Origin of the sequence: Pseudomonas sp. PDM03, from assembly GCF_014852385.1 — a bacterium.
Classification (GTDB): Bacteria; Pseudomonadota; Gammaproteobacteria; order Pseudomonadales; family Pseudomonadaceae; genus Aquipseudomonas; species Aquipseudomonas migulae.
The window spans coordinates 394,054-419,796 of sequence record NZ_JACVBM010000001.1; the positions used below are offsets into that span (position 1 = coordinate 394,054).

General features: G+C 57.5%; 38 protein-coding genes. 31 read left to right on the forward strand and 7 right to left on the reverse strand.

What is annotated here, in order from left to right:
• From IB254_RS01880 to IB254_RS01890, 3 genes are all read right to left on the reverse strand, one after another.
• Positions 1-435 (reverse strand): DUF6941 family protein, encoded by a 435-nt coding sequence (locus tag IB254_RS01880; protein WP_192416164.1) that lies wholly within the window; start codon positions 433-435, stop codon positions 1-3.
• Positions 432-920, reverse strand: a complete 489-nt coding sequence (locus IB254_RS01885) for a helix-turn-helix transcriptional regulator (RefSeq protein WP_192416165.1) — start codon at positions 918-920, stop codon at positions 432-434. The genes IB254_RS01880 and IB254_RS01885 overlap by 4 nt, the downstream gene beginning before the upstream one ends.
• 500 nt (positions 921-1,420) lie before the next feature.
• Entirely contained in the window at positions 1,421-2,293 is an 873-nt protein-coding gene (locus IB254_RS01890) for a helix-turn-helix transcriptional regulator (protein WP_192416166.1), read from the reverse strand.
• A gap of 108 nt (positions 2,294-2,401) precedes the next feature.
• On the opposite strand from IB254_RS01890, the gene IB254_RS01895 reads away from it, so the two are divergent.
• From IB254_RS01895 to IB254_RS01950, 12 genes are all read left to right on the forward strand, one after another.
• Positions 2,402-2,608 (forward strand): Cro/CI family transcriptional regulator, encoded by a 207-nt coding sequence (locus tag IB254_RS01895; RefSeq protein ID WP_192416167.1) that lies wholly within the window; start codon positions 2,402-2,404, stop codon positions 2,606-2,608.
• A gap of 36 nt (positions 2,609-2,644) precedes the next feature.
• Entirely contained in the window at positions 2,645-2,848 is a 204-nt protein-coding gene (locus IB254_RS01900; protein ID WP_192416168.1) for a hypothetical protein, read from the forward strand.
• 22 nt (positions 2,849-2,870) lie between these two features.
• On the forward strand, positions 2,871-3,062 hold the full coding sequence (locus tag IB254_RS01905; protein WP_192416169.1) for a hypothetical protein: 192 nt from the start codon (positions 2,871-2,873) through the stop codon (positions 3,060-3,062).
• Positions 3,063-3,229: 167 nt separating this feature from the next.
• A complete protein-coding gene (locus IB254_RS01910) occupies positions 3,230-3,847 on the forward strand; it encodes a hypothetical protein (protein ID WP_192416170.1) in 618 nt (205 codons plus the stop codon).
• 149 nt (positions 3,848-3,996) lie between these two features.
• On the forward strand, positions 3,997-4,725 hold the full coding sequence (locus tag IB254_RS01915; protein ID WP_192416612.1) for a Rha family transcriptional regulator: 729 nt from the start codon (positions 3,997-3,999) through the stop codon (positions 4,723-4,725).
• Positions 4,725-5,528 carry a DnaT-like ssDNA-binding domain-containing protein gene (locus IB254_RS01920; RefSeq protein WP_192416171.1) on the forward strand — a complete coding sequence of 268 codons (804 nt, stop codon included), beginning with the start codon at positions 4,725-4,727 and terminating at the stop codon, positions 5,526-5,528. The genes IB254_RS01915 and IB254_RS01920 overlap by 1 nt, the downstream gene beginning before the upstream one ends.
• The gene (locus IB254_RS01925; protein WP_192416172.1) at positions 5,518-6,312 is read left to right on the forward strand and encodes an ATP-binding protein; all 795 of its coding nucleotides are present in this window, start codon (positions 5,518-5,520) and stop codon (positions 6,310-6,312) included. Before IB254_RS01920 ends, IB254_RS01925 begins: the two co-directional genes overlap by 11 nt.
• A gap of 92 nt (positions 6,313-6,404) precedes the next feature.
• Positions 6,405-6,638 (forward strand): hypothetical protein, encoded by a 234-nt coding sequence (locus tag IB254_RS01930; protein WP_192416173.1) that lies wholly within the window; start codon positions 6,405-6,407, stop codon positions 6,636-6,638.
• Entirely contained in the window at positions 6,635-7,105 is a 471-nt protein-coding gene (locus IB254_RS01935; RefSeq protein WP_192416174.1) for a hypothetical protein, read from the forward strand. Before IB254_RS01930 ends, IB254_RS01935 begins: the two co-directional genes overlap by 4 nt.
• The gene (locus IB254_RS01940; RefSeq protein ID WP_192416175.1) at positions 7,102-7,701 is read left to right on the forward strand and encodes a recombination protein NinG; all 600 of its coding nucleotides are present in this window, start codon (positions 7,102-7,104) and stop codon (positions 7,699-7,701) included. The genes IB254_RS01935 and IB254_RS01940 overlap by 4 nt, the downstream gene beginning before the upstream one ends.
• Positions 7,698-8,375 (forward strand): hypothetical protein, encoded by a 678-nt coding sequence (locus tag IB254_RS01945; protein WP_192416176.1) that lies wholly within the window; start codon positions 7,698-7,700, stop codon positions 8,373-8,375. The genes IB254_RS01940 and IB254_RS01945 overlap by 4 nt, the downstream gene beginning before the upstream one ends.
• Positions 8,376-8,541: 166 nt before the next feature.
• Entirely contained in the window at positions 8,542-8,781 is a 240-nt protein-coding gene (locus tag IB254_RS01950) for a hypothetical protein (protein WP_192416177.1), read from the forward strand.
• Here the strand turns inward: IB254_RS01950 and IB254_RS01955 are convergent.
• Both IB254_RS01955 and IB254_RS01960 read right to left on the reverse strand, forming a co-directional pair.
• Positions 8,754-9,269, reverse strand: a complete 516-nt coding sequence (locus IB254_RS01955) for a DUF6998 domain-containing protein (protein WP_192416178.1) — start codon at positions 9,267-9,269, stop codon at positions 8,754-8,756. The two genes, IB254_RS01950 and IB254_RS01955, sit on opposite strands and share 28 nt — an antisense overlap.
• Before the next feature lie 226 nt (positions 9,270-9,495).
• The gene (locus IB254_RS01960; protein WP_225602225.1) at positions 9,496-9,885 is read right to left on the reverse strand and encodes a hypothetical protein; all 390 of its coding nucleotides are present in this window, start codon (positions 9,883-9,885) and stop codon (positions 9,496-9,498) included.
• An 80-nt stretch (positions 9,886-9,965) separates the two neighbouring features.
• On the opposite strand from IB254_RS01960, the gene IB254_RS01965 reads away from it, so the two are divergent.
• Positions 9,966-10,298, forward strand: a complete 333-nt coding sequence (locus IB254_RS01965; protein ID WP_192416179.1) for an MFS transporter — start codon at positions 9,966-9,968, stop codon at positions 10,296-10,298.
• Positions 10,295-10,639, forward strand: a complete 345-nt coding sequence (locus IB254_RS01970; RefSeq protein ID WP_192416180.1) for a hypothetical protein — start codon at positions 10,295-10,297, stop codon at positions 10,637-10,639. The genes IB254_RS01965 and IB254_RS01970 overlap by 4 nt, the downstream gene beginning before the upstream one ends.
• Positions 10,640-10,713: 74 nt before the next feature.
• On the opposite strand, the gene IB254_RS01975 is transcribed toward IB254_RS01970, so the two are convergent.
• Positions 10,714-11,184, reverse strand: a complete 471-nt coding sequence (locus tag IB254_RS01975) for a hypothetical protein (protein WP_192416181.1) — start codon at positions 11,182-11,184, stop codon at positions 10,714-10,716.
• 86 nt (positions 11,185-11,270) lie between these two features.
• Here IB254_RS01975 and IB254_RS01980 point away from each other — a divergent pair, with 86 nt between their 5' ends.
• Positions 11,271-11,705 carry a proteasome subunit beta gene (locus tag IB254_RS01980; protein ID WP_192416182.1) on the forward strand — a complete coding sequence of 145 codons (435 nt, stop codon included), beginning with the start codon at positions 11,271-11,273 and terminating at the stop codon, positions 11,703-11,705.
• 31 nt (positions 11,706-11,736) lie between these two features.
• Here the strand turns inward: IB254_RS01980 and IB254_RS01985 are convergent, their stop codons facing one another.
• On the reverse strand, positions 11,737-11,949 hold the full coding sequence (locus IB254_RS01985; protein WP_078048333.1) for a hypothetical protein: 213 nt from the start codon (positions 11,947-11,949) through the stop codon (positions 11,737-11,739).
• A gap of 87 nt (positions 11,950-12,036) precedes the next feature.
• On the opposite strand from IB254_RS01985, the gene IB254_RS01990 reads away from it, so the two are divergent.
• The 16 genes from IB254_RS01990 (at position 12,037) to IB254_RS02065 (ending at position 25,738) form a co-directional block, all read left to right on the forward strand.
• The gene (locus IB254_RS01990; RefSeq protein ID WP_069022855.1) at positions 12,037-12,636 is read left to right on the forward strand and encodes a hypothetical protein; all 600 of its coding nucleotides are present in this window, start codon (positions 12,037-12,039) and stop codon (positions 12,634-12,636) included.
• A gap of 1 nt (position 12,637) precedes the next feature.
• Entirely contained in the window at positions 12,638-14,125 is a 1,488-nt protein-coding gene (locus tag IB254_RS01995) for a terminase (protein ID WP_192416183.1), read from the forward strand.
• Positions 14,125-15,585 (forward strand): DUF4055 domain-containing protein, encoded by a 1,461-nt coding sequence (locus tag IB254_RS02000; protein ID WP_192416184.1) that lies wholly within the window; start codon positions 14,125-14,127, stop codon positions 15,583-15,585. Before IB254_RS01995 ends, IB254_RS02000 begins: the two co-directional genes overlap by 1 nt.
• Positions 15,560-16,648, forward strand: coding sequence for a minor capsid protein (locus tag IB254_RS02005; protein ID WP_192416185.1), 1,089 nt, complete (start codon positions 15,560-15,562; stop codon positions 16,646-16,648). Before IB254_RS02000 ends, IB254_RS02005 begins: the two co-directional genes overlap by 26 nt.
• Positions 16,649-16,686: 38 nt before the next feature.
• Positions 16,687-17,394, forward strand: a complete 708-nt coding sequence (locus IB254_RS02010) for a hypothetical protein (RefSeq protein WP_192416186.1) — start codon at positions 16,687-16,689, stop codon at positions 17,392-17,394.
• A gap of 11 nt (positions 17,395-17,405) precedes the next feature.
• Positions 17,406-18,374 carry a major capsid protein gene (locus IB254_RS02015; protein ID WP_192416187.1) on the forward strand — a complete coding sequence of 323 codons (969 nt, stop codon included), beginning with the start codon at positions 17,406-17,408 and terminating at the stop codon, positions 18,372-18,374.
• Positions 18,375-18,424: 50 nt separating this feature from the next.
• Positions 18,425-18,985: a hypothetical protein gene (locus tag IB254_RS02020; RefSeq protein ID WP_192416188.1), complete on the forward strand. Its 561-nt coding sequence runs from the start codon at positions 18,425-18,427 to the stop codon at positions 18,983-18,985.
• A gap of 59 nt (positions 18,986-19,044) precedes the next feature.
• Positions 19,045-19,548, forward strand: a complete 504-nt coding sequence (locus tag IB254_RS02025) for a DnaT-like ssDNA-binding protein (protein WP_192416189.1) — start codon at positions 19,045-19,047, stop codon at positions 19,546-19,548.
• Between the two features lie 31 nt (positions 19,549-19,579).
• Positions 19,580-19,888, forward strand: a complete 309-nt coding sequence (locus tag IB254_RS02030) for a hypothetical protein (RefSeq protein WP_192416190.1) — start codon at positions 19,580-19,582, stop codon at positions 19,886-19,888.
• A gap of 14 nt (positions 19,889-19,902) precedes the next feature.
• Positions 19,903-20,271, forward strand: coding sequence for a hypothetical protein (locus IB254_RS02035; RefSeq protein WP_192416191.1), 369 nt, complete (start codon positions 19,903-19,905; stop codon positions 20,269-20,271).
• Positions 20,268-20,864, forward strand: coding sequence for a hypothetical protein (locus tag IB254_RS02040; protein WP_192416192.1), 597 nt, complete (start codon positions 20,268-20,270; stop codon positions 20,862-20,864). The genes IB254_RS02035 and IB254_RS02040 overlap by 4 nt, the downstream gene beginning before the upstream one ends.
• Positions 20,861-21,280: a phage tail terminator-like protein gene (locus IB254_RS02045; protein WP_192416193.1), complete on the forward strand. Its 420-nt coding sequence runs from the start codon at positions 20,861-20,863 to the stop codon at positions 21,278-21,280. The genes IB254_RS02040 and IB254_RS02045 overlap by 4 nt, the downstream gene beginning before the upstream one ends.
• Positions 21,281-21,350: 70 nt before the next feature.
• Positions 21,351-21,998 carry a phage tail protein gene (locus IB254_RS02050; protein ID WP_192416194.1) on the forward strand — a complete coding sequence of 216 codons (648 nt, stop codon included), beginning with the start codon at positions 21,351-21,353 and terminating at the stop codon, positions 21,996-21,998.
• A 9-nt stretch (positions 21,999-22,007) separates the two neighbouring features.
• Positions 22,008-22,391 (forward strand): phage tail assembly chaperone, encoded by a 384-nt coding sequence (locus tag IB254_RS02055; RefSeq protein WP_192416195.1) that lies wholly within the window; start codon positions 22,008-22,010, stop codon positions 22,389-22,391.
• 53 nt (positions 22,392-22,444) lie between these two features.
• On the forward strand, positions 22,445-22,711 hold the full coding sequence (locus IB254_RS02060) for a DUF1799 domain-containing protein (protein WP_192416196.1): 267 nt from the start codon (positions 22,445-22,447) through the stop codon (positions 22,709-22,711).
• A 27-nt stretch (positions 22,712-22,738) separates the two neighbouring features.
• Positions 22,739-25,738, forward strand: coding sequence for a phage tail tape measure protein (locus IB254_RS02065; protein WP_192416197.1), 3,000 nt, complete (start codon positions 22,739-22,741; stop codon positions 25,736-25,738).
• Positions 25,739-25,743: the final 5 nt, after the last annotated feature.

Genomic DNA, 25,743 nt, shown 5'->3' on the forward strand with positions numbered 1-25,743 from the left:
TCAACTCAAAATCATACCCTCTGGCGCCTTGCTGATTTGCAGGCCGGCGCAATCAAGTTTTTCGCCGTCAACTAAAATTTCGATGTCGATCTTGCCGTAGGACTCCATGCTGAAAGGAGCCAGGGCTATCATGAGCTGGGCAGTGAAGCCCTTTCTATTTTCCACAGCCGGTGCGGCGGCGTACATTTCCTTTAGGCCCGCATCATCGACCTCGCTCGTAAAAATCGTCTGACCTAAAAAGCTTCCCGTTACCCTGAGATCGGATATAGGGTCGTCCAAATCACTGTGCACCGAAATTATGCAGCACAATTTTGGTATTAGGGCAGGGGCGACAGGAATAAACAAAACCCCCCCGAAGGTGCCCATCAGAGAAACCTTTCCATTGACTTCGTACCTGATGTCGTCACAGAAAGTCGTATATGCGTATCGGCTCATTTTTCGTTCCGTGATTCGTAAATGCGCTCTTGGCGCTCCATGATTTCATCAAGCTTCTCAGCGGTGATCCCAAGCACTTCTCTAATTTTTTTACACGTCGAGCGGCGAGGGTCGGTATTCCCCTTTTCTATCCTCGCGACTTGTGCCTGAGTAGTCAAAAGACGATCTGCAAAGTCTTGTTGACTCCAGCCCTTCTTGAGACGAAGTGAACGAATCGTTTCTCCTTCCGGGTCTAGCAAAGTATCTGCTACCCATGCGCGTGCATCTTGGATTTCGGATCGGAGATTGGAGTCGCTACTGATTCGCTCCAACAAACCCTTGAAGCGGCTGTTTTTTTGCGAAAGCGGTGTTGGCTTAACTGAAAACTCTAGATGCACTACCGCACCAGGTTTCACCGCAGTGCTGCTGACCTGAGGGCTACCATTGGTCATCGAGCTGCCGATATGCACTAAAGATCCGCTGTGTGACAGGATGCTGTTCGTCATAATTGAATGCTCTCTCAACGACGGCTAAAACGTAATACTGATGTGTTGACGGGTTGAATGCATAGATAACGCGATACTCGTGACCTTGTCTCGAAAGCTCAAAATCGCGCATTCGCCACAGATTCATACCGAGTCTCTGCGCCCTAACCCAAGCTCCGATATTTATTACCGCTCCTCGCATCGGCTTCCATGGAGAACCACCATAGCCTTCTTGAGTAAGCCTATCCATAAGGTCTTGGTCACCCTGCAGGTGCTCCAAAAGGGCGATGACTCTCATGGCCGCTGTGCGGTTTGTCTCGAGGAGCTGCTCAAGATCATCGGCTGCGTCGTCGCCTACGATTAGTTCGTACACTATATCGTCCTAGATATATTTCTTCAAGGTCGCTTTCATGCCGCAACCGCCTATGTGATGTCTCGACCGACCAGCACGGCCATGCCTATTGAAGCGTTCTACCTTTGATTCCCAGCACTGGAACGATCGAGCTGACTCCGGACCGTACCTAAACCAAGTGGGCATTCCAAACGAGAAGCACCCGTGCCTGGATGAAGGTCTCGTCGGCCCTGATCGTCTGCGGAGGATGCCTATCGTTATCGGAAAGCATCTTGATTTGATTATCACCGATCCACTGCAGGCGCTTGATGTACAGGTGACCTTCCCAAGAGAACATGTAGATCCCATCTCCTGAGAACTCGCGAACGCTGACATCAACCAAGAGCGGGTCGCGGTGCTTGATCGTGGGCGCCATGGACTGACCCCAACCTGTAACCATCTTCAGGTGGAAGTGTTCTTTGAATTCAACGCCCATCTCGCGCAGGTGCCGGGGGCTGACGCGCACGTCCTGAAACATCTCGGGATAGTCGTGAGGGATCTGGCCGCCACCCATTGCCGCTCGGACGTCGTAATGCGCAATCCACACTTCATCGCCCACGGCGCCAGGGCGGTAGTAATCGAGCTCGATTACACCGCCGCCATCGTCGGCTTCAGCCGCTGCAAGCAACCTCTTCCTTGCAGCCTCAGGTAGCGATTTCCCCTGCTTCTCTAGCATTTGACGAACGATGTCTGAAGCTGTCGCGCCTGGCGATGAAGCGTTCGTGCGCTCAGCACCGCTTGTGAGTCCGCTAATCTCCTTCGCCAGTCTCTTGCTGAACTTCTCAACGGGTACATCCAGCAGGCGAGACAGCACCGCGGCAAACTTTACGTTCAGCGGGTTCGTGCCGTTCAGGTACATAGCGACAGCGGCAGCAGAAATATCAGCTGCTTCTGCAAGGCTCGCTTGAGTGAGGCCAAGGGCGTTTTTTTTCGATACGAAAAGCGCCTTCGCGGCGTCGCACTCAGCTTTCAGCTCTGGGGAAAGTTCTTTCTTTTTACTCATCCGTGAAATTTAACCGTTGGTTAATTTATTTGCGGCAACCGGCGGTATTGCTAGAAACCTAACCGGCGGTTAATATCGTCCTCGAAAACACCATTCGAGAATTCCAGAATGAAGCAGATCCCACTTACAGAGCTGGTTGCTACGAAAGGGCAGGCCTTTGCGGCCAAGGCTCTGGGGGTCAGCCCTGCCGCGATCAGCAAAGCCATTGCGGCCGAGCGAAATATTTCAGTCACCTGCAACTCGGACGGGACTTTTGAAGCGCATGAGCTCAAGTCCTTCCCGGCGCAGGCGGCCCTAAAGAAATCCGCCGCCTAACCCCAGCACTGTCACCCGGAAATCGGAAGTGAACCTATGGCCTACGACGACAAAGCGCATCGGCACGAACACCAAGTGAAGGTGCGCCTCGATGACGAAGTCTTCCAAGAGCTCAAGGACGTTGCTCGCGACATGAAGCTGCAACACAGCGTGCTCAGCCGGGAAATCATCGAAGCGGCGCTTGAGGTCAGGCGAACACTGGGTGAATTGCCGTTTGAGCTTGAGAAGCGACAAGCCTGAAAAGGCGACAGAGGGGGGATTTATGCCCAGTGCAGAAGTGGAGCTCAGGAAGAACGCAACGGAAGAACTGACGCGATGGGCGTTGGAAGTCGGGATCACCCCTGACGCATTGGCCTCCGAACTTGTGCGAATGGCGATGCCGGGGCTCAAGAAGGCGATGTGCGATACGGCCAAGCCCGACAGCAACGTTCTCGCCTTCGTCCCAAAGAGATGAGTTCCGGCCCTTATTAGGGACCAAGGAGCGAGAAGGGCAGTCCGGTTACAGATTTCAAGTTTGGTGCTGGTCCCTGTTTCGGGACTGGGAAAAGAAAGGGTCATGGGTTCATCCCTGATCAGTGGTAGCGATTTGGCATGAACCCAGATTACGAACGAGAGAGCCCGATGAATACGTCCAGTTCAAGACACAACGTTCAAACCCGTGACCAGGTGCTGGTTGCGCACGCGGCGAACCAGATCGCTCGCACCAGCTTGAGCCAGGACGACTTCGCCCAGGCATTGAGCCGTGAACTTCACCTGGCTTGCCCGGAAAAGGCCATCGCCAAAGAAGTTCCGGACTTCAGCGCGCTGACTGATCAGAACGACGTCGGTGAGTTCGTGAAGGCAACCGGCCGGTGGTTAAAGCGAGTTCAGCGCTGGCTGTCTGGCGATCAGGACATGCCGTCGTGGCTTGAGGAGTCGTGGGTCAACGCACTTGAGCCGGAGTTCCGCGATCACTGCATCAACGAACTCGCCGGCCGCCACGGACTGATCGGCGCCCGTCAGATGATCAGCGACCAATGCGCGAACAAAAGTTTCGGCGCGCTAATCCGCGCTCTCGGCGATGTGATCGATACCGGCAGCGAAGTGTTCGACGACCAGGTGATGTGCGAGGAGGACTTGCCGCACCTCCCGGCGTTTGCCAAGCAGTGCCGCCAAGTTGAAGCGCGGGCAGGGGAGTTGGGCCGGAAGGCTGAAGCCCTGCTTGTAAAGCATCGCCCTAATTTGAAATCCATCGCCTGAATTCCAGGCACAAAAAAGCCGGGATTGCGCCCCGGCTAATTCATTACCACTTGATGAGGCCGATTATGCAGAGCCAACCCAATTCAAGCAATACCTCTTCCAATGTCGCGACACGTTTTGTTAACTCTGAAAACGTGTCGCGTACCACTATGTCTTCCCGCGAAATCGCCAACGTCACCGGTAAGCGCCACGCCAACGTGAAGCGTGATGTCGCAGCGATGCTGAAAGAGCTGAAATTAGATGTGCTCAGTTTTGAGCACATCTATTTGGACGGCCAGAACCGAGAGCAAGTCGAGTACATGCTCGATCGCGAGCACACCGACTGCCTGCTGACAGGCTACAGCGCACCGATGCGTATGAAGGTGATTCGCCGCTGGCGCGAGCTGGAGCAGCAGCGGGGTGCCCGTGAGCAAGTCTTGCTGAGTGGCACCAAGGTCGTCGGAGAGATCGCCATCATGGAGTGCTTCACGCGCCTGCTGAAGCCTGCACCATCCTGCCAAATGGCCATGTTGACGAAGATCGCCCAGAACAACGGACTGGACCCGAAGTTTCTCCCAGGCTACGCCGTCGACGCTGCACCAGATGCTGCCGGTGGATCCTCGATGCCCACCAAGTCGGCCACGGCCCTGCTGAAAGACAGCGCCATTCGCGTGTCACCGGCGGCATTCAATCGTGCGCTGGAAGCCAAGGGCTTCTTGAAGCAACTCCAGCGCAAAAACTCCAAACAGGAAATGGTCGACTTCTGGTCGGTGACCGAGAAGGGCATGACCTACGGCAAGAACCTCACCAGCCCCCAATCCCCCCGCGAGACGCAGCCTCACTGGTACGTCGATCGTTTCCTCGAACTGGCCGATCTGATCGGCAAAGGCAGCAAGTAATGGCCGGAGACTGGATCAAATTCGAACTCGTGACGATGGACAAGCCTGAGGTTTGCCAGATTGCGGACCTCGCCGATATCGATCAGGACGCAGTAGTTGGAAAGCTGATGCGTGTGTGGGCCTGGTTCGATCAACAAACTGAAAAAGGTAACGCTCCGAGCGTTAGCAAAAAGTTACTCGACCGCTCCGTTGGCGTTATCGGTTTCTGCGAGCACATGAAATCGGTGGGCTGGATGGTCGAAGCCGACGGCTTTATTTCCTTGCCTCACTTCGAACGACACAACGGGAAGACCGGTAAAAACAGGGCTTTGACGGCAAAGCGCGTGTCAAACCACAAGACAAAGGGTAACGCTGGCAGCGTTACTTCTGCGTTACCTAAAGAAGAGAAGAGAAGAGAAGAACAACACCACTCTCACACTGCGGGCGAAGAGCCTCAGCCTGAGCTGGATCTCGAAGCCACTCCGGAACCTGTTGATCCAAAGGCACCCATGGAGATGACTCTGGACTGGGTGCCTGACGCCAATCTCCTGAAAACCTACTGCCTCCACTTCGGCGTATCCGTGGACTTGTTTACCCAAGAGGCAGTCGCCCCCTTCACCGCTCACCACGAAACAACCGGCCTCCTGCAGATCCAATCCAAATGGGTGTCTCTCCTGGTCAAGTGGGTGAAGGACGATAAGCACCGAGCGAGCAATGTCCGCCAGTTCCCGAAACGTGAACCCCAATCCCGTCACACCGGCTTCGCTGACCGCGATTACACCGCCGGCCTGACCATGCGAGAGGACGGCAGCTATGCGATCTGAAAAAGTAATCGCGATGTCCGGGGCTGCGCCAGCTCCGCAAACAACCACTGGCATCTGCGAAGACCACGGCCAGTTCCCGCAAACCGTGAACGTGATCTTCGGAAAAGTCTTCAAGACCGGCTGCCCGGATTGCATGCGGATCGAGAAGGAAGAAGAGGCTGAGCGGGCCAAGGTTCATGAGCGCTACGAACTGTCCGTCAAGCTCGGTTCGGCCCTGATCCCGAAACGCTTCGCCAGCAAGACGCTCAACGGCTACAACGCCGAGTCGCCCGAACAGAAAGAAGCGCTACGGATCTGCCGCAAGTACGTGGACAAGTTTCCGGAGATATCTGAATCAGGCCGCTGCCTGTTGATGCTGGGCAAACCAGGCACCGGCAAGACTCACTTGGGTGTTGCGATCGCCAATGAGCTGATGCGTAAGACCGCGGCCACTGCCGTCTACCGCACGGTCGGTTCAATCCTGCATGACATCCGGTCGACCTACGGCGGCGGCACTGAGCGAACCGAAGGAATGATCCTTGCCGGACTGATCGCGCCTTCTCTGCTCGTTCTGGATGAGATCGGCGTGAGCAAGGAAACGCCGAGCGACTTCGAACTGACCACGCTGTTCGCAATCATCAACGGTCGTTACGAGCAGATGCGCCCGACGGTGATCATCTCGAACCTGGACGGCAAGTCTTTGCCATCGGCCATGGGGGAACGTTGCGTGGATCGTCTGCGGGAGGGCGGGGTGATCGTGGTCCCGTTCGAGTGGGAATCACAACGCGGCAAGGAGGGTTTTTAGATGATCCCTAAATCAGTAATGACACTGGTCTGCACCTTTGCCGGTTTCGGCATTGGCGTGTTCTGCGTCTTCATCACAATGGCGCTGACGTCATGAGCGACTACAGCGAACTGAAAAAGCTGCTCTGGTCCGAAGTCGCCGCCTGGAGCCTGAATTGTGAGTCTTGGCAGAGAAGCTCGGAAGCACTCGGCGAGTTCCTGGGCAAGAAGACCGTTGAGGAAGTGCTGCTGGAGTTGATCACCGAGAACGAGGCGCTGCGCAAGGAGCGCGACAAACTGGCCGAGGACAAACAAGGGCTGCTTGAAGACTGCGCGGGGTTCCTATGACTGACAAGATCAGCGTGAACTGCCAGGCCAAACTCACTGAGGCCATCACCAGCCTGACCACCATGTACCGCGACAAGAAGTTCGTGGTGGTGTCGCTGCGCCCGGGCAAGGACCGCACGCTCGACCAGAACGCTTTGTGGTTCGCAATGTACAAGCGCATCTCTGAGATGACGCAGATCGGCGACGCGGCCGACGCCCGTCGTTACTGCAAGCTGCATTTCGGTGTGCAGATCCTGCTGAACGAGGATGCAGGTTTCCAGGCGGCTTGGTACCGGGTCATGCGCCATCTGCCATATGAGGAGAAGTTGGCCCTGATGGGGGAGCACAAGCTGTTCGGCCCTGACGGCTTCCCGGTGACCAGCCTGTTCAATCGCGCCCAGGGTGTGGCTTACACCGACCGCATCGCCGCTTACTTCACCGGTCATGGTGTGGTTTTTGCCGATCTGCTCAGCAAGGAGGCTGCATGATTGCCAAGCAACCACGACCGAAGAAGTGCAAGAACCCTGCATGCGGCGTCAGCTTCCCGCCGCAACGCTTAGGTCAGGCCGTGTGCAGTCCAAAGTGTGGCTTGGCCATCAAGGACGTGAATCGGGAGAGGGCACGTAAGTCGCTGGCCCAGATTGAGCGCAAAGAGATTCAGGTTCGCAAGGAGAAGCTGAAGAGCCGGGCGGATCATTTGCGCGAAGCTCAGGCCGCGGTAAATGAATTCGTTCGCCTGCGTGATGCGCATTTGCCTTGCATCAGCTGCGACTCAACCCCAAGCGATCACGACCTGATCACCGGCAGCAGATGGGACGCCGGTCATTACCGATCGGTGGGGGCTTGCCCGGAACTGAGGTTCGAACCGCTGAACATCCACCGCCAGTGTGTGAAGTGCAATCGCAGCCTATCCGGCAACGCGGTCGAGTACCGAATCCGCCTGGTGCTGCGTATCGGTGCAGAGAAGGTGGCGTGGATTGAAGGGCCTCATGAGGCACGCAAATACACCGTGGAAGAGATTAAGGCGATCAAGGCCAAATACCGGGCAATGACCAGAGAGTTGAAAAAAGGGGAAGCCGCATGAAGCTGATCAACGCAAGGCAGGTATGGACAGAGGCTCAGCACGAATCGAACGCGTCGATCAGCGCTGTGGCCATCGACAAGGCGCAATCTGCGCCGATCAAGAAGGGACAACGCATGCGCCGCGCCGAGGCTGTGTTTGCTGCACTGGGGGAAGACAAGGAGGAGCGCATTCAGGTTGTGCGCCAGAAAATCAGCATCAGCGAGACGCGCGGGACGCCGCTTGGACGGTCAACCGCCCGCGCCGCGCACCTGGCCACCATCGGCAAAGTGCTGCGTGCCATCGACACACTGCCGTTCCAGGTGCAGCAGTTCGGGCACTATCTCTACCACCCGGCGATGAACATGCGGCACCTGCTGAATGCGGTGCTGCTGATCACCGCCAAGGCTGCGCTACCAGACCTGACTTCGGCGAAGCGCGTGAAAGCTCAGTACTTGGTTACCCTGGCCCTGCAGTCGTACAAGGGGGAGGTGGCTGGATCTGCCGAGTGGGGCCCGGCGCGAGTAGCTGCCGAGATGAACACTTTCTTTGGTGTGACCATCGACCCGAAGAACTGGACTCGTGACTGGCTCGACCTGTGGGAATCCCTGAAAGAAGTGATCAAGGAAGTGGATATTCAGGCCCAGCAGCCGCTATGGCAGGTGATCCACTCGCAAAAAGATCAGGAGGCGGCATAATCATATTGACATGACGGGGTTTTGTGCGTACTTTCTCCATAGTGCACAAGTAACGCGAAACGCACACGAAACCCTAAACCCGGCCAGGCGCCGGGTTTTTTATTGCCCAAATGCAGGCGAAAGACCGGAAAGACCCTCCTGCTCATTCGATACAGAGGATCTACCGATGTCGCATATCACTCGCTGCAAAATGACTCTCCGCTCCAAAGGGCCTGTTCAGGGCTCGACGGAATCACTGACCCGCCTGCACTTCGGTGCCGTGTGGTCGGCCAATCCTGCGGAAGAAGACGCTATCTACGGCAAGTACACACCTTACGGTGAATACACCGTTAACGTGGTGGCTGATCGCACCGAGCATTTCGAGGAAGGGAAAGACTACTACTTCGATATCACGCCGGCCTTCTGAGGTTGCTGGGAAATTTCTTGGCTCAGCTCTGCACGAATGTCCCGAACACGACTGTCGGAAAGCAAGGCTCCCCGGAGGTGTAACACGTGGCCATTCACGTGCGATCTGTGCGTGCTGTACTCGGAGATCACTGAGTGCGGGATTGATACTGCTTCAACTACCTCGTACGACTCGCTGAAAATTATTGCGATCAGTTCGTCGAAATCGCCCTTTTCCAAATTACGTATAACGCCTAGCTGTCTGGATTTGTTGGCGGGGTTTACTCGGCGCGCCTTAATTTGGATTTTTTTGCCTGTTTCAGACTCCGCGTCATGACCTGCGGCTGAATTTTTGGCGAGCTTCAAGCCTAGAGCCGAAGCAACCAACCACTCGGCGTAGTCGCCAACAGGGTTGTTCATCGTCCTTAGGATCCCTCGGCTCCTGAGCTCCCTCATCACCTCAGACTGAAGCTTTAGTAGATCTTTGGTTTGTAAGTTGATGAGATTCATTCTGTGAGAGTCCTTTAATTAAGGGCTTTTTCGCTAGGAAAGTCTGGACACTGATAAGCCGGCAAGTGCAGTACTACGCGAAAACACCGGCAGCCCGCGCATCCAGTTCTGACAGTGCTTACTGGGTGGTGCGAGACTGAATCAGCGAGATCGATGCAATAGGGCGTCGACGCAATGAAGTCTTCGGCAGACAGCGTGGAAAGACACGCGCACCTATTTCAGGGCTTCAGAAATCTTTCTTCTTGAAGGTTTTGTCGCCCGATTGATCATTGCTTATTGTCAGTACGCCATTCGACACCGAGTACGTCGTCGATGCATCCCCCTCTGAATACCGATTTCTCCACCGGCCCCATTCGTTTTCGTCTTCCATGAATGCAGACCAGATCACACGGTCCTCACTTATCTGGCACCGATACCGAAATGAGTCTCCATCGGGACGTCGATAAGAAATCTCCGGATTTGGCTCTGCTTGTTTGGTTTTCATCGTTTTTGTGGGTCGGCCCATCTCCACGGAAATAGCTGCCTTGCAGATATCGGCGCTTGTGAAGGTGTCGGCGTGTGCACTGGACATGAGTCCAATGGAAGCGAGGAGTCCTGCCGCTACTTTTTTGTTCATACCCTTGTCCTTGGTTTATTGGCAGGGGAATTCTACATGGCCCAAGGCCATTTGCTCATGCCCATCACGGAGTCGAGCGCATGGAGTTTTTATACCGCCTGCTCGACAGGTTGGATTCATGGTTTGTAGCCGGGTTGCTTGGGGCAATCGCCGCCAGCTTCTGGCACAAGGATGACCTGGTAGACCGAAAGGCCTGGGCGATCTTCATTTTCTCGGGCGCTGCATGCGCTCACTACCTGACAGGCTTAGTCAGCACCTACCTCGGCGTCGTCGAGCCTCGAAGCGTTGCTGGTATCGGCTTCCTGCTTGGCACCTTCGGCGGATCGCTGATCGCGGCAATCACCCGGGCCATTAAAGCCGCTGACCTCTGGGCGTTCATTCGCCAGCGGTTCGGGGGAGGTAATCCACCATGAATTACGAACTGATCAACTCCATCGCGGTAGGCCTGATTTCTCTGTGGGCCACCTGGTGCGTACTGAGCGGGAAGGTGAGGGACGGCATCCTCGGGAAGCTGATCTACTCGACGATCGCCATCAGCGGCTTTGTCGTCATGGCGCGCAGCCAGAACATTTTCTTCGGTCCGACCACTTCTGGACTGACGCTGCATGTGTCCCTGGCCCTGGCTGGTGCTCGCCACATCTTCATGGTCACTTACTGGCAACGGGTGAAGGTCTGGCTATGCCGGGCGTTGAACTGTGAGCACTGCCTGCACTGTGACAAGGCGCCCGGTGGCGTCGAGCGCCGGGCCAAGTAATCCGCGCCACGTTTTCGAATGCGCCAAATCGTGGCGCGACACGAAAAATCATGAAGATCGCCATTTCCATGCAGTCAACGAGACCTATCGTTATGCGGGCCTCCGACATCCTTAGTTTGAGCTCCCAGCAGCGCAGAGAAGAGCGCTGACAACTTCTCCATTATCTTTCCCTCTAACTCGAGTGCAAGAGCTTGGTGCTTTAAGTCGTCGAGTTCGGATTCGAGCTTTTCGATTTTTTTGCTGTGCTTCGCTCTCCGGATTTCAATGGCGCGGTCGAAAAGCAAGTAGGCGTACCAAATCGAAAGCAGGGTTGCGAACACAAAATTAGCGATCTCTGCCCTGGTGGGCTGGCCCTCTCCGGCCACGAAACTAATGATGGAGTAGGTGCAGATTCCAATTAGCAGGAGAAGAAATCCGAAATATGTGCTTTGCCGCCCCCATCCAATAACCTTCGCTTTTTCCTCTGGCGTCGCCCTAGCGATCGTGAAGAGAAGTGCAATAAAGGCCATCAAGGTAGCGACGACTATTTGGATGGTCGACATCATTGAGTCAGGTCCCTAGTCCATTCATAACGTGATCTGCACAAATACCGGCATCCAGCCATCATTTCAAGCTTAGCGCGAGGAAGAATATGACGACCATTGCCTACAAAGACGGCGTGATCGCCTATGACTCCCGATCAACTCGCGGCACTACCATTCTGGATGACGACACCAACAAGCTGCAGGTGGTCAAGGGTGTGCGTTTTCTTTGCACTGGCGCGACCTGCGACTTTGCCGCGTTGATCGCTGCATTCTTTGGTGCTGATGCGCCGAGCGCTGTAGAGGCGTCAGCTCTTGCCTGGGACGGTAGTGCGCTTTGGCTGGTCGGTCATGACGACAAGACCGGCGCCTGGAAGGACTCCTTGGAGCTTGACCGGCCATATGCAATAGGCAGCGGCTCAAGCCATGCGCTCACGGCGATGGATATGGATGCGACTGCTGTAGAGGCAATTCAGATGGCGAAGAGGCGCGATACCTGCACTGGTGGCCGGGTTCGCAAGCTGGTGATCGTGAGGGCGGGGTAGGTGTGCCGCAGGTGAGTGCGGCACGGGTGGATCACTTAGATTTTAATGCCTCTTGGATCTTGTCGGCGTAATCGCCAAGGCTTTTGAGTTCGGACTCCAAGAGGCCGCCACTGTGAGCCCCGCTCACATTCAATGCGATGAGATCCAAGGCGGCAGCTACCGCCATCGCTCTTTGCGATTCGGCTGATTGGCTGCGGTATGTGTGCGAAGAAATATTGCCGATGTTTTTGATGCCTTCCGTCATGACTCGATCTCCATTGAATTGAATGCCACCAATACCGGCAACGCGCCACTATTTCAATCCCGCCTTTAGGCTTACCTGAGACAATTTATGACAACCAAGCAACCCGACTGGGAGGCAATCGAACGTGCCTACCGGGCTGGTTCGCTTTCCATCAGAACTATCGCTGAGCGCCAAGGCGTGAGCGACACGGCAATCCGGAAGAAAGCCAAGGTTCAAGGATGGGCGAGAGACCTTTCCGACCAGGTGCGCAAAGAGGTTCGCAGCAAGCTGGTTCGCGGCGAGGTTCGCAACGACCAAGGCGCGAACTGCGAACTTGATGCCGAGATCATCGAAGAGGCCGCAGAAGAAGGGGCTCGTGTGGTTCGCAGCCATCGCAGAGATATTCGCAAGGCCACGAACCTTGCGAACCTGCTGATGGATGACCTGCTCAATACCATCCAACGCCGGGAAGAGATCGAAGACGCGATCATCGACGAGACTGACGAGGACAATAACGGCATGCGCCGGGCCTCGATGCTCGCTGCTGTCGCGCTACCCAGCAATTCCAAAACCTTGTTTCAGCTTTCCTCTGCAATGAAGAACCTGCAAGTTCTGGAGCGTCAGGCATTCAGCCTGGACGAGAAGGAGAAGACGGACGACGCCGACGAGATCTCGAAGATGATGGACGAATTATCACAGGACGCCTGATATGAAACCCGAGCACATGAAGCTGCTTCGGGATCGGTTCTGGCGACTGAATGACCTCTACTTCATCACCGACAAGCAGGGCAAGAAGGTTCGCTTCCGCATGACGCAGGAGCAGATCGATTACTTCCAGGGGATGCATACCCGGAACATCATCCTGAAAGCTCGCCAGCTGGGCTTTACGACGCTGGTGTGCATCGTCCAGCTGGATGCGGCGCTGTTCGAGGCTGCGAAGTGCGCCTTGATCGCTCACACCCTGAACGACGCCAAGCGCCTTTTCCGGGAAAAGGTGAAATACGCCTACGACAACTTGCCGAAAGAGCTGCGTGCTGCCAACCCTGCACGAAATGACGCCGCTGGTGAGCTGGTGTTTAGCAAGGGCGGGTCGCTGTACGTCAGTACCTCGTTTCGGGGTGGCACGCTGCGCTACCTGCACGTATCTGAGTTCGGGAAGATCTGCGCCAAGTTCCCGCACAAGGCGCGGGAGATTGTCACCGGTGCTTTCGAGGCGGTGGCCGCTGATTGTTTCGTCACCATCGAGTCGACGGCAGAAGGCCGGGCCGGGTATTTCTTTGATTACAGTCAGTCAGCAGAGCGCCAGCAACTCGCTGGTGTCCCGCTGGGCCTGCTCGACTGGAAGTTCTTTTTCTTCAGTTGGTGGAACAACAAGGCCTATAGCCTTGACGCTACCGACGTGGTGCTGCCGCAGCGCCTGACCGACTACTTCAATGAACTGCAGGCCAAGCATGCAATCGTCACCAACGACGGCCAGCGCGCCTGGTACGCGGCCAAAGAGAAGACACTTGGCGACGACATGAAGCGGGAATACCCGTCGATCCCCGTCGAAGCCTTCCAGCAATCGGTCGAAGGCGCCTACTACGCGCAGCAGTTCACCAAGCTGTATGCAGCTCAGCGCATCGGCACTCTGCCCGACAACAGCCACCTGCCGGTGATGACCTTCTGGGACATCGGCGTCGGCGACTCCACGGCCATCTGGTTCGTGCGTCAAGTTGGGGAAGAGTTTCACGTCATCGATTATTACGAGAACAGCGGCGAAGGCCTGCGGCATTACATGAAGGTGCTCAAGGACAAGGGATACACCTACTCCGAGCACTGGGGGCCGCACGACATCGACAACCGCGAGTTCGGCAGCGATGCCAAGACCCGCCGAGAACTTGCCCGCGAGGGATACGAAATCGACGGGCAGAAGTACTGCATGACCTTCCAGGTTGTCCCCAAGCTCGGCATCAACGACGGCATTGAGCAGGCTCGCGAGATCCTGCCCAAATGCGTGTTCGATGAATCCAAGTGCGAAGCAGGCATCGCCTGTCTTGAGAACTACCGCAAGGAGTGGGACGACAAGCGTGGCTGTTGGAAGGACAAACCGCTTCACGACTGGACGTCTCACGGCTCCGACGGATTCCGGTACTTCGCTGTCGCCAAGAGCGCAAGGAAGCCGGTCAAATCAATCAAAATGGGATTCGCACGCTAATGGCAGACGTCACTTACACCCGCCCGGAGTACGACGCGGCACAGTCCCGTTGGCGGCTTGTGCGAGACGTGTGCAAGGGCTCCGAAACCGTAAAGGCCCGAGGCGATGTTTACCTGCCGAAGCCCAACGAGCATGACACCAGCCTGGAGAATATCGCCCGCTACAAGGGCTACAAGCAGCGGGCCGTGTTCTACAACGCCACTGGGAGAACCAAAAACAGCCTGGTGGGTGCGGTGTTTCGCACCTGGCCGACGCTGACCGTTCCGGGCGCTCTCGACTACGTGTCGAAGGACGTCGACGGGCAGGGCGTGAGCGTCTACCAGCAGTCGCAATCGGTCATCGGGCATCTGCTCGAGGTCGGTCGTCACGGGTTGTTGGTGGACTACGTCGCCGTCAAAGCCGGCACCGTGAGCAAAGCAGACGAACATGCTGGCCGAGCACGGGCGAGCGTTGCCAGCTACTCGGCGGAGTCAATCAGGAACTGGAAGACTCGGAAGGTCGGTGGTCAACACCTGCTGAGCCTTGTCGTTCTGCGCGAAGAAGTCGACGTTGATACCGATGACGGCTTCGGCAGTGAAAAGGTTGTGCAATACCGCGTGCTTCGTCTCGACGGGGCGGGGATCTACACGCAGGAAGTGTGGGAGGAAGGCCGTAGCGAAACGTCCCTGATTGTCGCGCCTTTCACTCCGCTCAACGGCCTCGGCCTTCCGTGGAAGGTTATCCCGTTCCAGTTTCTGGGCAGTGAGAACAACGACACCAGCATCGACGATTCGCCGTTGTACGACATGGCCGTGCTCAACATTGGCCATTACTGCAACAGCGCCGACTATGAAGACTCGGTGTGGTTTTCCGGCCAGCCTCAGTTCTGGATTTCCGGTCTCGATGAAGCCTGGCGCGATCACCTGGAAGCGAACGGTATCTACGTCGGCTCCCGCGCGCCGCTGACTCTTCCCGCCAACGGGTCGTGTGGTTTCGCACAGCCTGAACCGAATACGCTCGTGAAAGAGGCGATGGACGCCAAGAAAGAAGACATGGTCTCGCTCGGTGCCCGGCTGATCGAGCGGGGCAGCGCGGTGAAGACCGCCACCCAGGCTGACAACGACAGCGCCGCCGAACACAGCGTGCTGTCTCTGGTGGTGAGCAACGTCAGCGAGGCTTACAGCCAGTGCCTGGTCTGGATGGCTGAGTTCGTGAACGCTCCCGGCAAAACCCTCTACAAGCTCAATCAGGACTTCAGCCAGATCAGCCTGGACGCAACGATCCTCACTGCACTGTTCAACGCGGTTCAGGGCGGCAAGCTGCCGGCGGGCGACTTCTGGCAGTACCTGCGCGATCGCGGCGTGATCAATCCCGAGAAGACCGACGACCAAATTCGCGACGAACTGGAAACAGAGAATCCGGTGATCGATCTGGATGACGACGAGGTAATCCCGAATGGCGGCAAACCAAGCGATCCTTGATGCCACGATTCGGCACGCCGTCTTCCTTGAGCAACTGAAGTCGGGGGAGGTCGCGAAGTTCGGGCCATTCCTCAAGGAGATTGATCGCTCGATCCGTGAGCGGCTGACGCGTGCGGATCTGACGGATTACACCGTCGCGCGGCTGGAACGGCTGCTGAGCGAGGTGGATAGCCTGCTGCTGGGCATCTTCGACCGGTACAGCGAGAAGCTGAACCTCGACCTGATCGACATCGCCAACTACGAGGCTGAGTTTGAAGCGACCAGTCTGACCCGGGCGGCACCGGTGGGCGTCTCGTTTGATGCGGCAGTGCCTGGCGCTGCTGCAATCCGGGCGGCCATCCTCACGAACCCGCTCAGTGTGCGCGGCGCGGACGGCGGCAAGCTGCTCAAGTCGTTCATTTATGGCTTCACCTCCACCGAGCGACAACGCCTCACTGGCGCGATCCGGCAGGGCTTCTTCGAAGGCCAAACCAACTTCCAGATCATCAAGAGCATCCGCGGGACCAAAGCGCTCCAGTACAACGACGGTATCCTGGCCACGACCAACCGGAACGCCGGCGCTGTGGTGCGGACGGCGGTGCAACACGTTGCCACTCAAGCGCGCATGGAGACGCTGAAAGAGAACTCCGATGTCGTGCAGGCCGTGGAGTGGGTCAGCACGCTGGACACGAAGACCACCAGCCAGTGCCGGACGCTCGACAAGCAGCGCTTCAAGCTGACTGAGGGGCCTCGGCCGCCGATCCATATCAACTGCCGCTCGACGATTGTCGCGGTGACCCGTTTTAGCGCGTTGTTTGCCCAGGACGCCACGCGAGCATCCATCGGCAATGGTGGCGCCCAGCAGGTGAGGGCAGACCTCAGCTATTACGACTGGCTGAAGCAGCAGCCGGCCGCGTTTCAGGACAGAGCTATCGGCCCGGTCCGCGCCAAGCTGTTTCGCGAAGGCGGCCTGAGCATCGAACGATTCTCCGAGCTGCAGCTTGATCGCAACTTTTCACCTCTGACCCTTGTGCAGATGAAGGCTCTTGAGCCTCTGGCGTTCGAGCGGGCGGGCATCAAATAGCAGGCAGGGCCTGCATCAACGTCTCTGGGAGACAACAAATGCTGAAATTCCAACTGGACAGCCTGGATGGTGTCGATGAAGCCGTGCGCGCTCTTTACACCGAGAAGGACGGCAAGTTCGTACTCGGCATTGAAGGTCTGCCTCAGCCTGAGGATGTCTCGGGCCTGAAATCCAAGGTTCAGGAACTGCTGGACGAGAAGAAGGCCGCCGACAAGGCTCGCAAGGACGCCGAAGACCAGGCCCGCCTGGAGCGCGAAGAGAATGCCCGGAAGTCCGGCAACGTCGAAGAGCTCGAACGCTCCTGGTCCGAGAAGTACAACCGCCGCGAAGCTGAGCTGAACGGCACGCTGGAACAAGAACGTGGAACGCTGAGTGCGCAGATCCGGGATCTGACTGTCGGCCGTACCGCTACTGATATCGCGTCTGCCCTGGCCATCCCGGGCAGCGCAAAAGCCCTGTTGCCGCACATCGAACGCCGCCTGAGCGTCGAGCAGCGCGACGGGAAGCCTGTTGTGGTCGTGCTCGACCAGCAGGGCAAGCTCTCGGCGGCAACACTGGATGAGCTGAAAGCAGAATTCGCAAATGACACGGCGTTCGCGCCGTTGATCGCGGGTAGTAAGGCATCTGGCGGCGGGGCTGCTGGTGCTGGTGGTGGGGGCGGGGCCCCGAAAGGAAATATCGGCGGCACCAAAACGGAACGCACTGCGGCAATCGCCAGCAAGTTTCCGGATCTCCCTCTCAAGTAAGGAAGTAATTCATGTCCCTCGCTCAAATGCAGGTTTTCAACGACTTCATCATGCCTGCCACGCTGGAAAGCCTGGATCAGATGACAGCCGCCTTCAACGCTGCCAGCAATGGCGCAATCATCCTTTCCCCGGATGGCTTTACTGGCGACTTCCTTCAGGAATCGTTCTTCCAAACCCTGGCCGCTGCTCAGCGTCGCGTTGATCGTTACGCTGCCAACGGTGTTGCACCGGTCACTGACCTGACCGAGCTGAAAAACTCGTCCGTCAAAGTAGCTGGCGGTTTCGGTCCGATCCGCTACGAACCGTCGCAGATGACCTGGCTCCAGCGACCGACCGTGCAGGGTGTTGAAGTTGCCTCGCGCGCGTTCGCCGAAATTCTGCTGAAGGACCAACTGAACACCGCCATTGCCGCGCTGGTTGCAGCAATCACCGCGCAGGCCACTGCCGTGAACGATGTATCGGCCACCGCCGGCATCACCCAGGCCGGGCTGAACAACGCACACGCGAAGTTCGGTGACGCGAGCCAAAGCCTGGTAGCGCAAGTCATGCAGGGCACCACCTGGCACAAGCTGGTTGGTCAGGCGATCGCCAACTCCACCAACCTGTTCGTCGCAGGCAACGTGCGCGTCGTCGATATCCTCGGCAAGGTAACTGTGGTCACCGACGCTCCGGCGCTGATGCAGACCGGTACGCCAAACAAGGAAGTGATCTTGTCCCTGGTGTCGGGTGCAGCACTGGTTCACGACGGCCGCGACCAGATTTCGAACGTGGACACCGCAAACGGCAAGGAGCGCATCGAGACGACCATTCAGGTCGACTACACCTTCGCTCTGGGCCTGAAGGGCTACACCTGGGATACCACCGCCGGCGGCAAGTCTCCGACCGATGCCGAACTGGCAACCGGCACCAACTGGGACAAGACCGCCACCAGCATCAAGCACACCGCTGGTGTGGCTTTGATCGGCGATGCCTCCAAGTAATCCCTGACAGCTGAGCCGGGCCTCGCGCCCGGTTCGGTGAGGACATGATCATGAGCAACAAGAACATTTGGTATCTGCCCGGGCCGTTCCACCAGTACCAGGAAGACGTGAAAGCATTGGCGAAAGAAGCCGGTCTGCGCATCATCGACGCGAATGTAACTGACGATCGTGGTGACGAGGCAGTCGACACGCCTGAAGTAACTCTGAAGGAAGTCGAGCAGCACCTGGTGCTGGTTGTTGGGGATGGCGATAACAAGGCTGAGCTCGAAGAGCTGATCGGCAAGCTGCGCATCGAAAGCGATATGGTCCGCGCTGTCATTGTTGGGCTCGAGGCTGGCGAGATTGAAAAGCCGGAATGCGGCGAGCTGGCGATCCGTCTCTACCAAGCGCTGGAACACATCCGCGAGAAAGTGGATGAACTGGCCACCAGTCGCGATGCTCTCGCCACGGACAACGAGACGTTGCGCAACGAGCTTGCTGAGCTGAAGGCGGGCGAGGGCATGGAAGTCGAAGCCCTGAAGGTTAAACTCGACGCTGCTGGCGTGACTTACCGGGCCAACGCCTCGAAAGAATCCTTGGAAAAGCTCGTCGCTGATCTGCCCAAGGCGTGATACTGCTGGCTGCCGGTGTTCCGGTGGCCAATCTAAAAACCAACGCAGCGAGTTGATCCATGACACTCATCATCGAGGACGGCACCGGTAAGCCTGACGCCGAAAGCTATGCGAGCGCCGAGGATCTAGTCATGTACGCCGTGAAGTTCGGTGTGACCATTCCTGCGGACGTTGCTGCGCAAGAAGCGCTGCTTCGCCGGTCGGCCTTGGCGATGGATGGCATGACCTGGAAGGGACGCAAGATGGACAGCGATCAGGCTCTGGCCTGGCCGCGCCGAGGGGTTGAGCTGGACTGTCAGATCAAGCCCGACAACTACCTGCCTGCTCGCATCCAGTACGGCCAGATGGCTTTGGCTGCCGAGATCCACACCGACGACATCGATCCCGTGGAGAAGCGCAAAGGCGCTGTGACGCTCGAGCGTGTCGAAGGCGCGGTAACTCGCGAGTACGCGACCATCCCGAACACCAGCGGCCGACTATTACCGGCCGCGCCGGATCGGCCGAGTGCGACCCAGTTTGCCGACTACTTGCAGCGACGCGGGTTGTTTGCGGTACGTGCCTGAGCTAGCGTTGAATCTCCATACGGAGAAATCTATGCGCGGGTTTGGGTTTGTTGGTGATCTCGTCATGCTGGGGCTTATTGGGCTGACGATGCTCGGCTGGATGTATCTCTGGTACTTGTGTGTTTTTGGCGCCGAGAAGCCTATCGCTAGAATCTTTGGTGATTACGCTTTGGCGATATCCGCAATTGGATTCCCTTTCTTGGCGTACCTTGTATTTGCAATTGCTCTGAAGGTATTCGGACGACAAAACATCGGTTGGGCCCTTGCGATATTTGGTGTCGGCCTACCAGTCCTCGGTGCTCTTTATCTTCGCAAGGAAATGAACCGGGGAAAACGATAATCATTGGAGCCACCATGGCCTTCTACGACGAAATGGCCGCGTTGGCTCTGGATATGATCGCAGAGTTCGGCCAGCCCGTGATCATCCGCGCAACAACTGTCGGCGAGTACGACCCAGAAGCCGGCACCGCGTCTCCCGACACCGTGATCGAGCAGACCGCCCAAGGCATGCTGATCGACTTCACCGGTCAAGAATTCCAGAACAACACCCTCATCAAGCAGGGCGACAAGAAGCTCAAGATCGCCGCGCAGGGATTGGCGTGGGTGCCAGGGCTACTGGACAAGGTCATCGTTCAAGGACGTACCTGGTCAATTGTCCCTCCGCTGAAAGAGATCAATCCCGCGGGTACGCCGATCCTGTACGAGCTGCAGGTGCGGTCATGAGCCGCGCCGGCTCCGGCCAGTCCGGCAGCTTCGCGTTGAGCCTCGCCGAGTTCGCGGCCCAAGCCACCGAAGCCATCGACGCGAGCCTGCGCGAGATCATCATCGAGGTGGGCAGCAGCGTCATCCGCATGTCGCCAGTCGGCAACCCCGAGATCTGGGCGCAGAACGCAGTGGCCAGCCAGTACAACAAGGCCGTGGACGATCACAACAGCGACCTGCGCAACGATCCGGCCAATCTGACAAAGGCGGGGAGGCTCAAGCCCGGGCGCAAGCTGAACGACGGCATGGACGTCCGCGCCCCTGACGGTTACGTAGGTGGGCGGTTTCGGGCGAACTGGCACCTTTCAATTGATGTCGTCGAGAACGTCACGTTTGACGAAGTTGACCCGGGCGGGCAGGAGACCATCGCTGCCTTGGTTTCAGCAGTCAGCGACTTCACCGCGGGACAGACTGCCTATCTCATTAACAACCTGCCATATGCAATACCGTTGGAATACGGGCACTCGAAGCAAGCCCCCGCCGGCATGGTCCGCATCACTGTGGCCCGCTTCCAGCAGATCGTTGATGACGCCATCAGGAATAATCAGGTATGAGCCACAAGATCATCAGGTCCTTGTTTGAGGGGCGGCTGAAAACATGGGCCGAGACACGCAGTCCTGCGCTGCGCATCTCTTACCAAAACGTCGACTTTGCGCCGACCGCTAACGAGACCTACCTTCGGGCGTTCCTGCTACCGGCGGGCACGAACAGCAATGACCTTGCTGGAGCCCATCGGTTATACACGGGGCTGTTTCAGATCACGATCGTGACACCCGCCGGCGGTGGCACTGGCGCAGCCGAAGGGTTGGTCGACGAGTTGGCCGCGCTATTCCCCCTTAACGACCGGCTGACCAAGCCAGGCTTCAGCGCTCAGGTTATGACGCCTGTCGAGCCCGGGCCTGAGCAGCAAGAAGACACCGCATTCGCTTTGCCTGTTTCGTTCCAGTACCGCGCCGACACCACTACCTAATCCGCCCATTGGGCAAACCCAGAACCCGCCCTTGAGCGGGTTCTGTCATTTCTGCAAAGAGGAAAACCCCATGGGCTACAAACTCCCGAATGGCGCGACGTTCGAGCATGCCGCTACCTACGCTGCCGCGCTGCCATTCTCTGCCATCTCCAACGCCTCCGAAGCCATCTGCACCGTTGTCGGCGCCACGCTGGTGGCTGGTGACATCGTGCAGATCGCTTCTGGCTGGACGCCACTCAATGGCAAGGTGGTTCGCGTTAAGGCCGCGACCGCAACCGCGATTACCTTGGAAGCAATTGACACCACCAGCACTCAGATCTTCCCAGCTGGTTCTGGCGCGGGCACGCTGACGAAGGTACTGACCTGGGCGCAAATCCCGCAGATCACAGATGTGGCCTTCTCCGGCGGCGAGCAGAACTACGCTGACATCGTCTTCCTTGAAGACCAGCAAGGCCGGCAACTGCCTACCGACAAATCTGCCGCCAGCATGGTGCTGACTGTCGCCGATGACCCGACTCTTCCGTATGTGGCCGTCGTTACAGCCGCCGATGCTGCGAAGTCTATGCAGGCCGCCCGCCTGAACCTACCTGGTACAGACAAACTGTATTACGGCGCCTACACCTCGTTCTCGCTTCAGCCTGCGGTCTCCCGCAACAACCTGCTGACGCGCACCGTATCCCTGGCGCTGCAAGCTGCGCCAACTCGCTACCTGTCGTAAGGAATCCACATGGCAAAGTTTTCCATCGCGCCGAAACCGACATTCACTGTCGACGTAGCCATCCCGCAGGTAGGCGGCACTCCAGCCATGGTGCCGTTTACGTTCAAGTACCGCGACCGTACAGCGCTGGCTGAGCTGTTTGATTCCTGGAAAGAAAAGGCGGAAGCCATCGGCGAGCGATTCAAGGGCGCGCAGCCAACCCTTGCAGACGTAACCGCAGCGGAAGTTGAGCAGGGCGCTGATCAAGTAAAGGATCTGGTTGTGGCTTGGGGGTTCGACGATGAACTCAACGACGAATCAATCACCGCTCTGGTGAAGAGCTGTATCGGTGTTTCAGATTCGGTTGTGAAGGCCTACAGCGAAGCCTTTGGGAAGGCTCGCCTGGGAAACTGACCGACGCCGCACGCGCACTGTACGAGCCGGTGGCTGCGGAGGGCGTTCTTTCAGTGTTTGGCCTTTCTCCGTCGGACGTCGATGACACATTCGAAGTCTGGCCGGACAACTGGAAATCCTTCCTCGTCATGGATTCGATGTGGACCCAGTGGCGCACGGGTGCATGCGGCGCAACCGGTCTCGATTACGGCGTACTGCCAGAAGTGATGAAGCTCGTCGGCGTCCCTGCCAAGGACCGCTCGCGCGTGTTCCAAGACATCCGTGTCATGGAGTCGGAAGCCATCGCGGTAATGGCCGACGCACGCGACAACAGCCCGTAATCACGGGCACTTATTCAAGGTGAGTCGATGAACATTGCAGAACTCGGCATCAAGGTCGACTCCGCCGATGCTGCTCAGGCTGCGACCGACCTCGACAAACTGACCAAGTCCGGCGAGCGGGCAGAGCAGTCTGCCGTCGGCCTGATGAAAGAGATGGAGGCGCTGGAGAAGTCGCTGTCGAAAGGCGCGACCTCCACGCAGGAGCTGGCCAAGCAGCGCGAAAGCCTGGCGAAGCTAACCCAGACTGGAGCTTACGGCGAGGCGGAATTCTCCAAAATTACCGCCCAGCTCGATAAGCAACAAATCGCACTGGCCAAGTCGACACTGGATGAGCAGAAGGCACTGAACAGCCTGCTCGGTGCTATTGATCCGGCCAAGGCTGCAATTTCCAAGCTGGACACTCAAGTCGAGCAGCTGGGTAAGCACCTCGACGCCGGACGTATCAGTCAAGATCAGTACAATTCGGCGCTGAGCAAGATCGACAAGGATTACGCCAAGCTCGAAAAAACCGCCACCGGCTTCGATAAGCTGAAACTGGGCACCCGTCAGGCGCAGGAAAACGTCGTCCAATTGGGCAATGCTCTGTCGTCGGGCGACTGGGGCAGTGGCGTTCGTGCAGTGGCGCAACTGGGGGCCGGTGCCGGCGCATCTGCTGCTGGCTTGCTTTCCATCTTAGGGCCAATCGCCTTGGTCACTGCCGCCGTGGGCGGGCTGGCTTACGCGTATTACCAGGGCGCAAAGGAAACGGGTGAGTACAACAAGAGTCTGACACTCACCGGGAATTTTGCCGGCACCAGTGCTGGACAGCTTTCCGAAATGGCGCGCCAGGTCAGTGCAACGGTAGGCACAACGGGTGCCGCCGCTGAAGTGCTGGCTACCTTGGCGGGTAACGGCAAGCTTGCAAGCGGTAGTTTCATCGAGATCGCCGAGGCAGCCCTGGCGATGGAAAAAGCCACCGGCAAATCGGTGGACGCAACCATCGCCGAGTTTGTGAAGATCGCGGATGACCCAGTGGCGGCGGCCAAATCGCTGAACGAGCAGTACCATTTCCTGACCGCGTCGGTGTACTCGCAAATAGTTGCCCTGAAAGACCAGGGCGACACCATTGGCGCTACCAAGCTGTTGACTGACACCTATGCCGATACGATTCAGTCCAGATCCGGGCAAATCATCAGCAATCTCAGTCTCTGGGAGAGGGCTTGGAAGGGGGTTGCGTCTGAAACCCAGAAGACCCTGGATGCTTTCAAGGATATCGGTCGGGCGGAGGAATCGGCGAAGCGAATTGTTGAGCTGACCCAGAGTGTCGCCTTCGCACGCAGCGCTTTGGCCGCCGATCCTGATGACACCGACGCCAAAAAGAAGCTGCAGAACTCTCAGCAAGAGCTCGAATTCCTTACCAAGCAACGGGATACCCAGGCAGCAATTGCTTCAGCGGCAGGACTTTATCAGCAGACCCAGGACAAGGCGCAAGACGCACAGCGCCGAGTCAAAGCGCTCACTGATTCAAACCTCACGAACGAAGAAAAGCGTAACAAGCTCATCAAGGAGTATTTGCGTGACGTAGAGGCGATCCGAAAGGCAACTCCCAATGATCCCTCTGTCCAGGCTGATGTTGTTACCAAAAACATCCAAAACATAAAGGACAAGAACAAGGACCCAGCTGCCGCTGCGGGAAGCGTTGATCTGACCAGCTTCAACAATGCGAAAAATGTACTGGCCGAAACTCTGGCCTATTACAAAAACGCGGAAAAGGAGTTGGAGGCATCGCAGCGCGCCGGCGTCATTTCTCAGGAGAGTTTTACCGAGCAGCGCGTCGGCCTGCTTCAGCAGGAAGCTACCGAAGTTGCTCAGAGCTACCAGTCTGAAATCAATGCGCTCGAAGCGGCCAAGACCAAGAAAGGAACAACAGCGGCGCAGGTGATCCAGATTGATCAAAAGATCTCGGATGCCCGTTCCGCCATGGTCAAGGCGCAGCAGGACAGCGACAGCGAACTGGCGATCATTGCGACCAACGAAGAAGGCCGGCTTCGCAAGCAGACGTTGGCGGTCAATACGTACACCAGCGCCCTCCAACAACAGGTTGAGACACTTCGGCAGCAAGGATTGCGGGCGGCCTCTGGACTTGGCCAAGGTGACCGGCAACGTGGGCTGACGGATCAGCAGAACGGAATCGACGACCGCATCAATCAGCAAAAGCTCGACCTGGCCAATCAGTACGGTGATGGCTCGCGCGGCATGAGTCTTGACGAGTACAACCAGAAGCTCAAAGCGCTGAAGGCCACGCAACAGGATCTGCACAACACGGTGCAGGCCAATTACGAAGACATGACGGCGGCCCAGGGTGACTGGAGCGCCGGCGCATCGTCGGCATGGCAGAACTACCTGGAGTCGGCGAAAGACATTGCCGGGCAGACGAAAAGCCTGTTCACCAATGCCTTCAGTTCAATGGAAGACGCAGTCGTCAATTTCGCCATGACCGGGAGGCTGTCGTTTGCTGACTTCGCCAAGTCGGTTCTTGCTGACATGGCGCGTATCGCGACGCGGCAGGCAAGTTCCTCGGCGTTGAGTGGCCTGTTCGGTCTGGCAGCCAATGCGGCCGGCTCGTACTTCGGAGGCGGCGCTTCCTCGGCCGGCTCCACGCAAGCGGGATATTCGGATACCTATTTCCCTCAAGCCGCTCAAGCCAAAGGCGGTGCGTGGTCCGGCGGCGTGCAGTTGTTCGCCGATGGCGGCGCGTTCACCAACAGCATCGTCAGCAAGCCGACTGCGTTCGGCATGGCCAATGGCAAAACCGGGGTCATGGGTGAGGCGGGCGAGGAGGCGATCGTACCGCTGGCTCGCGACTCCCAAGGGCGTCTTGGCATCAGAGGTGGCGGCGGGGGAGCTCCTGTCACCATGAACTTCTATGTGGACGCAAAGGATGGCGAACCCGTAATTCCTGACCCGGCGAAATTCGCTGAAGCCATGAAGGTCGTGGCCCGGCAAGAAATCGCCAGCCAGCGCCGCAATGGCGGCTTGCTCACCTAAGGAGG

Excerpts from the sequence above, each read along its gene's own strand:
- IB254_RS01880 (WP_192416164.1), bottom strand. The coding sequence starts at position 435 with ATGAGCCGATACGCATATACGACTTTCTGTGACGACATCAGGTACGAA.
- IB254_RS01885 (WP_192416165.1), bottom strand. The coding sequence starts at position 920 with ATGACGAACAGCATCCTGTCACACAGCGGATCTTTAGTGCATATCGGC.
- IB254_RS01890 (WP_192416166.1), bottom strand. The coding sequence starts at position 2,293 with ATGAGTAAAAAGAAAGAACTTTCCCCAGAGCTGAAAGCTGAGTGCGAC.
- IB254_RS01895 (WP_192416167.1), top strand. The coding sequence starts at position 2,402 with ATGAAGCAGATCCCACTTACAGAGCTGGTTGCTACGAAAGGGCAGGCC.
- IB254_RS01900 (WP_192416168.1), top strand. The coding sequence starts at position 2,645 with ATGGCCTACGACGACAAAGCGCATCGGCACGAACACCAAGTGAAGGTG.
- IB254_RS01905 (WP_192416169.1), top strand. The coding sequence starts at position 2,871 with ATGCCCAGTGCAGAAGTGGAGCTCAGGAAGAACGCAACGGAAGAACTG.
- IB254_RS01910 (WP_192416170.1), top strand. The coding sequence starts at position 3,230 with ATGAATACGTCCAGTTCAAGACACAACGTTCAAACCCGTGACCAGGTG.
- IB254_RS01915 (WP_192416612.1), top strand. The coding sequence starts at position 3,997 with ATGTCTTCCCGCGAAATCGCCAACGTCACCGGTAAGCGCCACGCCAAC.
- IB254_RS01920 (WP_192416171.1), top strand. The coding sequence starts at position 4,725 with ATGGCCGGAGACTGGATCAAATTCGAACTCGTGACGATGGACAAGCCT.
- IB254_RS01925 (WP_192416172.1), top strand. The coding sequence starts at position 5,518 with ATGCGATCTGAAAAAGTAATCGCGATGTCCGGGGCTGCGCCAGCTCCG.
- IB254_RS01930 (WP_192416173.1), top strand. The coding sequence starts at position 6,405 with ATGAGCGACTACAGCGAACTGAAAAAGCTGCTCTGGTCCGAAGTCGCC.
- IB254_RS01935 (WP_192416174.1), top strand. The coding sequence starts at position 6,635 with ATGACTGACAAGATCAGCGTGAACTGCCAGGCCAAACTCACTGAGGCC.
- IB254_RS01940 (WP_192416175.1), top strand. The coding sequence starts at position 7,102 with ATGATTGCCAAGCAACCACGACCGAAGAAGTGCAAGAACCCTGCATGC.
- IB254_RS01945 (WP_192416176.1), top strand. The coding sequence starts at position 7,698 with ATGAAGCTGATCAACGCAAGGCAGGTATGGACAGAGGCTCAGCACGAA.
- IB254_RS01950 (WP_192416177.1), top strand. The coding sequence starts at position 8,542 with ATGTCGCATATCACTCGCTGCAAAATGACTCTCCGCTCCAAAGGGCCT.
- IB254_RS01955 (WP_192416178.1), bottom strand. The coding sequence starts at position 9,269 with ATGAATCTCATCAACTTACAAACCAAAGATCTACTAAAGCTTCAGTCT.
- IB254_RS01960 (WP_225602225.1), bottom strand. The coding sequence starts at position 9,885 with ATGAACAAAAAAGTAGCGGCAGGACTCCTCGCTTCCATTGGACTCATG.
- IB254_RS01965 (WP_192416179.1), top strand. The coding sequence starts at position 9,966 with ATGGAGTTTTTATACCGCCTGCTCGACAGGTTGGATTCATGGTTTGTA.
- IB254_RS01970 (WP_192416180.1), top strand. The coding sequence starts at position 10,295 with ATGAATTACGAACTGATCAACTCCATCGCGGTAGGCCTGATTTCTCTG.
- IB254_RS01975 (WP_192416181.1), bottom strand. The coding sequence starts at position 11,184 with ATGATGTCGACCATCCAAATAGTCGTCGCTACCTTGATGGCCTTTATT.
- IB254_RS01980 (WP_192416182.1), top strand. The coding sequence starts at position 11,271 with ATGACGACCATTGCCTACAAAGACGGCGTGATCGCCTATGACTCCCGA.
- IB254_RS01985 (WP_078048333.1), bottom strand. The coding sequence starts at position 11,949 with ATGACGGAAGGCATCAAAAACATCGGCAATATTTCTTCGCACACATAC.
- IB254_RS01990 (WP_069022855.1), top strand. The coding sequence starts at position 12,037 with ATGACAACCAAGCAACCCGACTGGGAGGCAATCGAACGTGCCTACCGG.
- IB254_RS01995 (WP_192416183.1), top strand. The coding sequence starts at position 12,638 with ATGAAACCCGAGCACATGAAGCTGCTTCGGGATCGGTTCTGGCGACTG.
- IB254_RS02000 (WP_192416184.1), top strand. The coding sequence starts at position 14,125 with ATGGCAGACGTCACTTACACCCGCCCGGAGTACGACGCGGCACAGTCC.
- IB254_RS02005 (WP_192416185.1), top strand. The coding sequence starts at position 15,560 with ATGGCGGCAAACCAAGCGATCCTTGATGCCACGATTCGGCACGCCGTC.
- IB254_RS02010 (WP_192416186.1), top strand. The coding sequence starts at position 16,687 with ATGCTGAAATTCCAACTGGACAGCCTGGATGGTGTCGATGAAGCCGTG.
- IB254_RS02015 (WP_192416187.1), top strand. The coding sequence starts at position 17,406 with ATGTCCCTCGCTCAAATGCAGGTTTTCAACGACTTCATCATGCCTGCC.
- IB254_RS02020 (WP_192416188.1), top strand. The coding sequence starts at position 18,425 with ATGAGCAACAAGAACATTTGGTATCTGCCCGGGCCGTTCCACCAGTAC.
- IB254_RS02025 (WP_192416189.1), top strand. The coding sequence starts at position 19,045 with ATGACACTCATCATCGAGGACGGCACCGGTAAGCCTGACGCCGAAAGC.
- IB254_RS02030 (WP_192416190.1), top strand. The coding sequence starts at position 19,580 with ATGCGCGGGTTTGGGTTTGTTGGTGATCTCGTCATGCTGGGGCTTATT.
- IB254_RS02035 (WP_192416191.1), top strand. The coding sequence starts at position 19,903 with ATGGCCTTCTACGACGAAATGGCCGCGTTGGCTCTGGATATGATCGCA.
- IB254_RS02040 (WP_192416192.1), top strand. The coding sequence starts at position 20,268 with ATGAGCCGCGCCGGCTCCGGCCAGTCCGGCAGCTTCGCGTTGAGCCTC.
- IB254_RS02045 (WP_192416193.1), top strand. The coding sequence starts at position 20,861 with ATGAGCCACAAGATCATCAGGTCCTTGTTTGAGGGGCGGCTGAAAACA.
- IB254_RS02050 (WP_192416194.1), top strand. The coding sequence starts at position 21,351 with ATGGGCTACAAACTCCCGAATGGCGCGACGTTCGAGCATGCCGCTACC.
- IB254_RS02055 (WP_192416195.1), top strand. The coding sequence starts at position 22,008 with ATGGCAAAGTTTTCCATCGCGCCGAAACCGACATTCACTGTCGACGTA.
- IB254_RS02065 (WP_192416197.1), top strand. The coding sequence starts at position 22,739 with ATGAACATTGCAGAACTCGGCATCAAGGTCGACTCCGCCGATGCTGCT.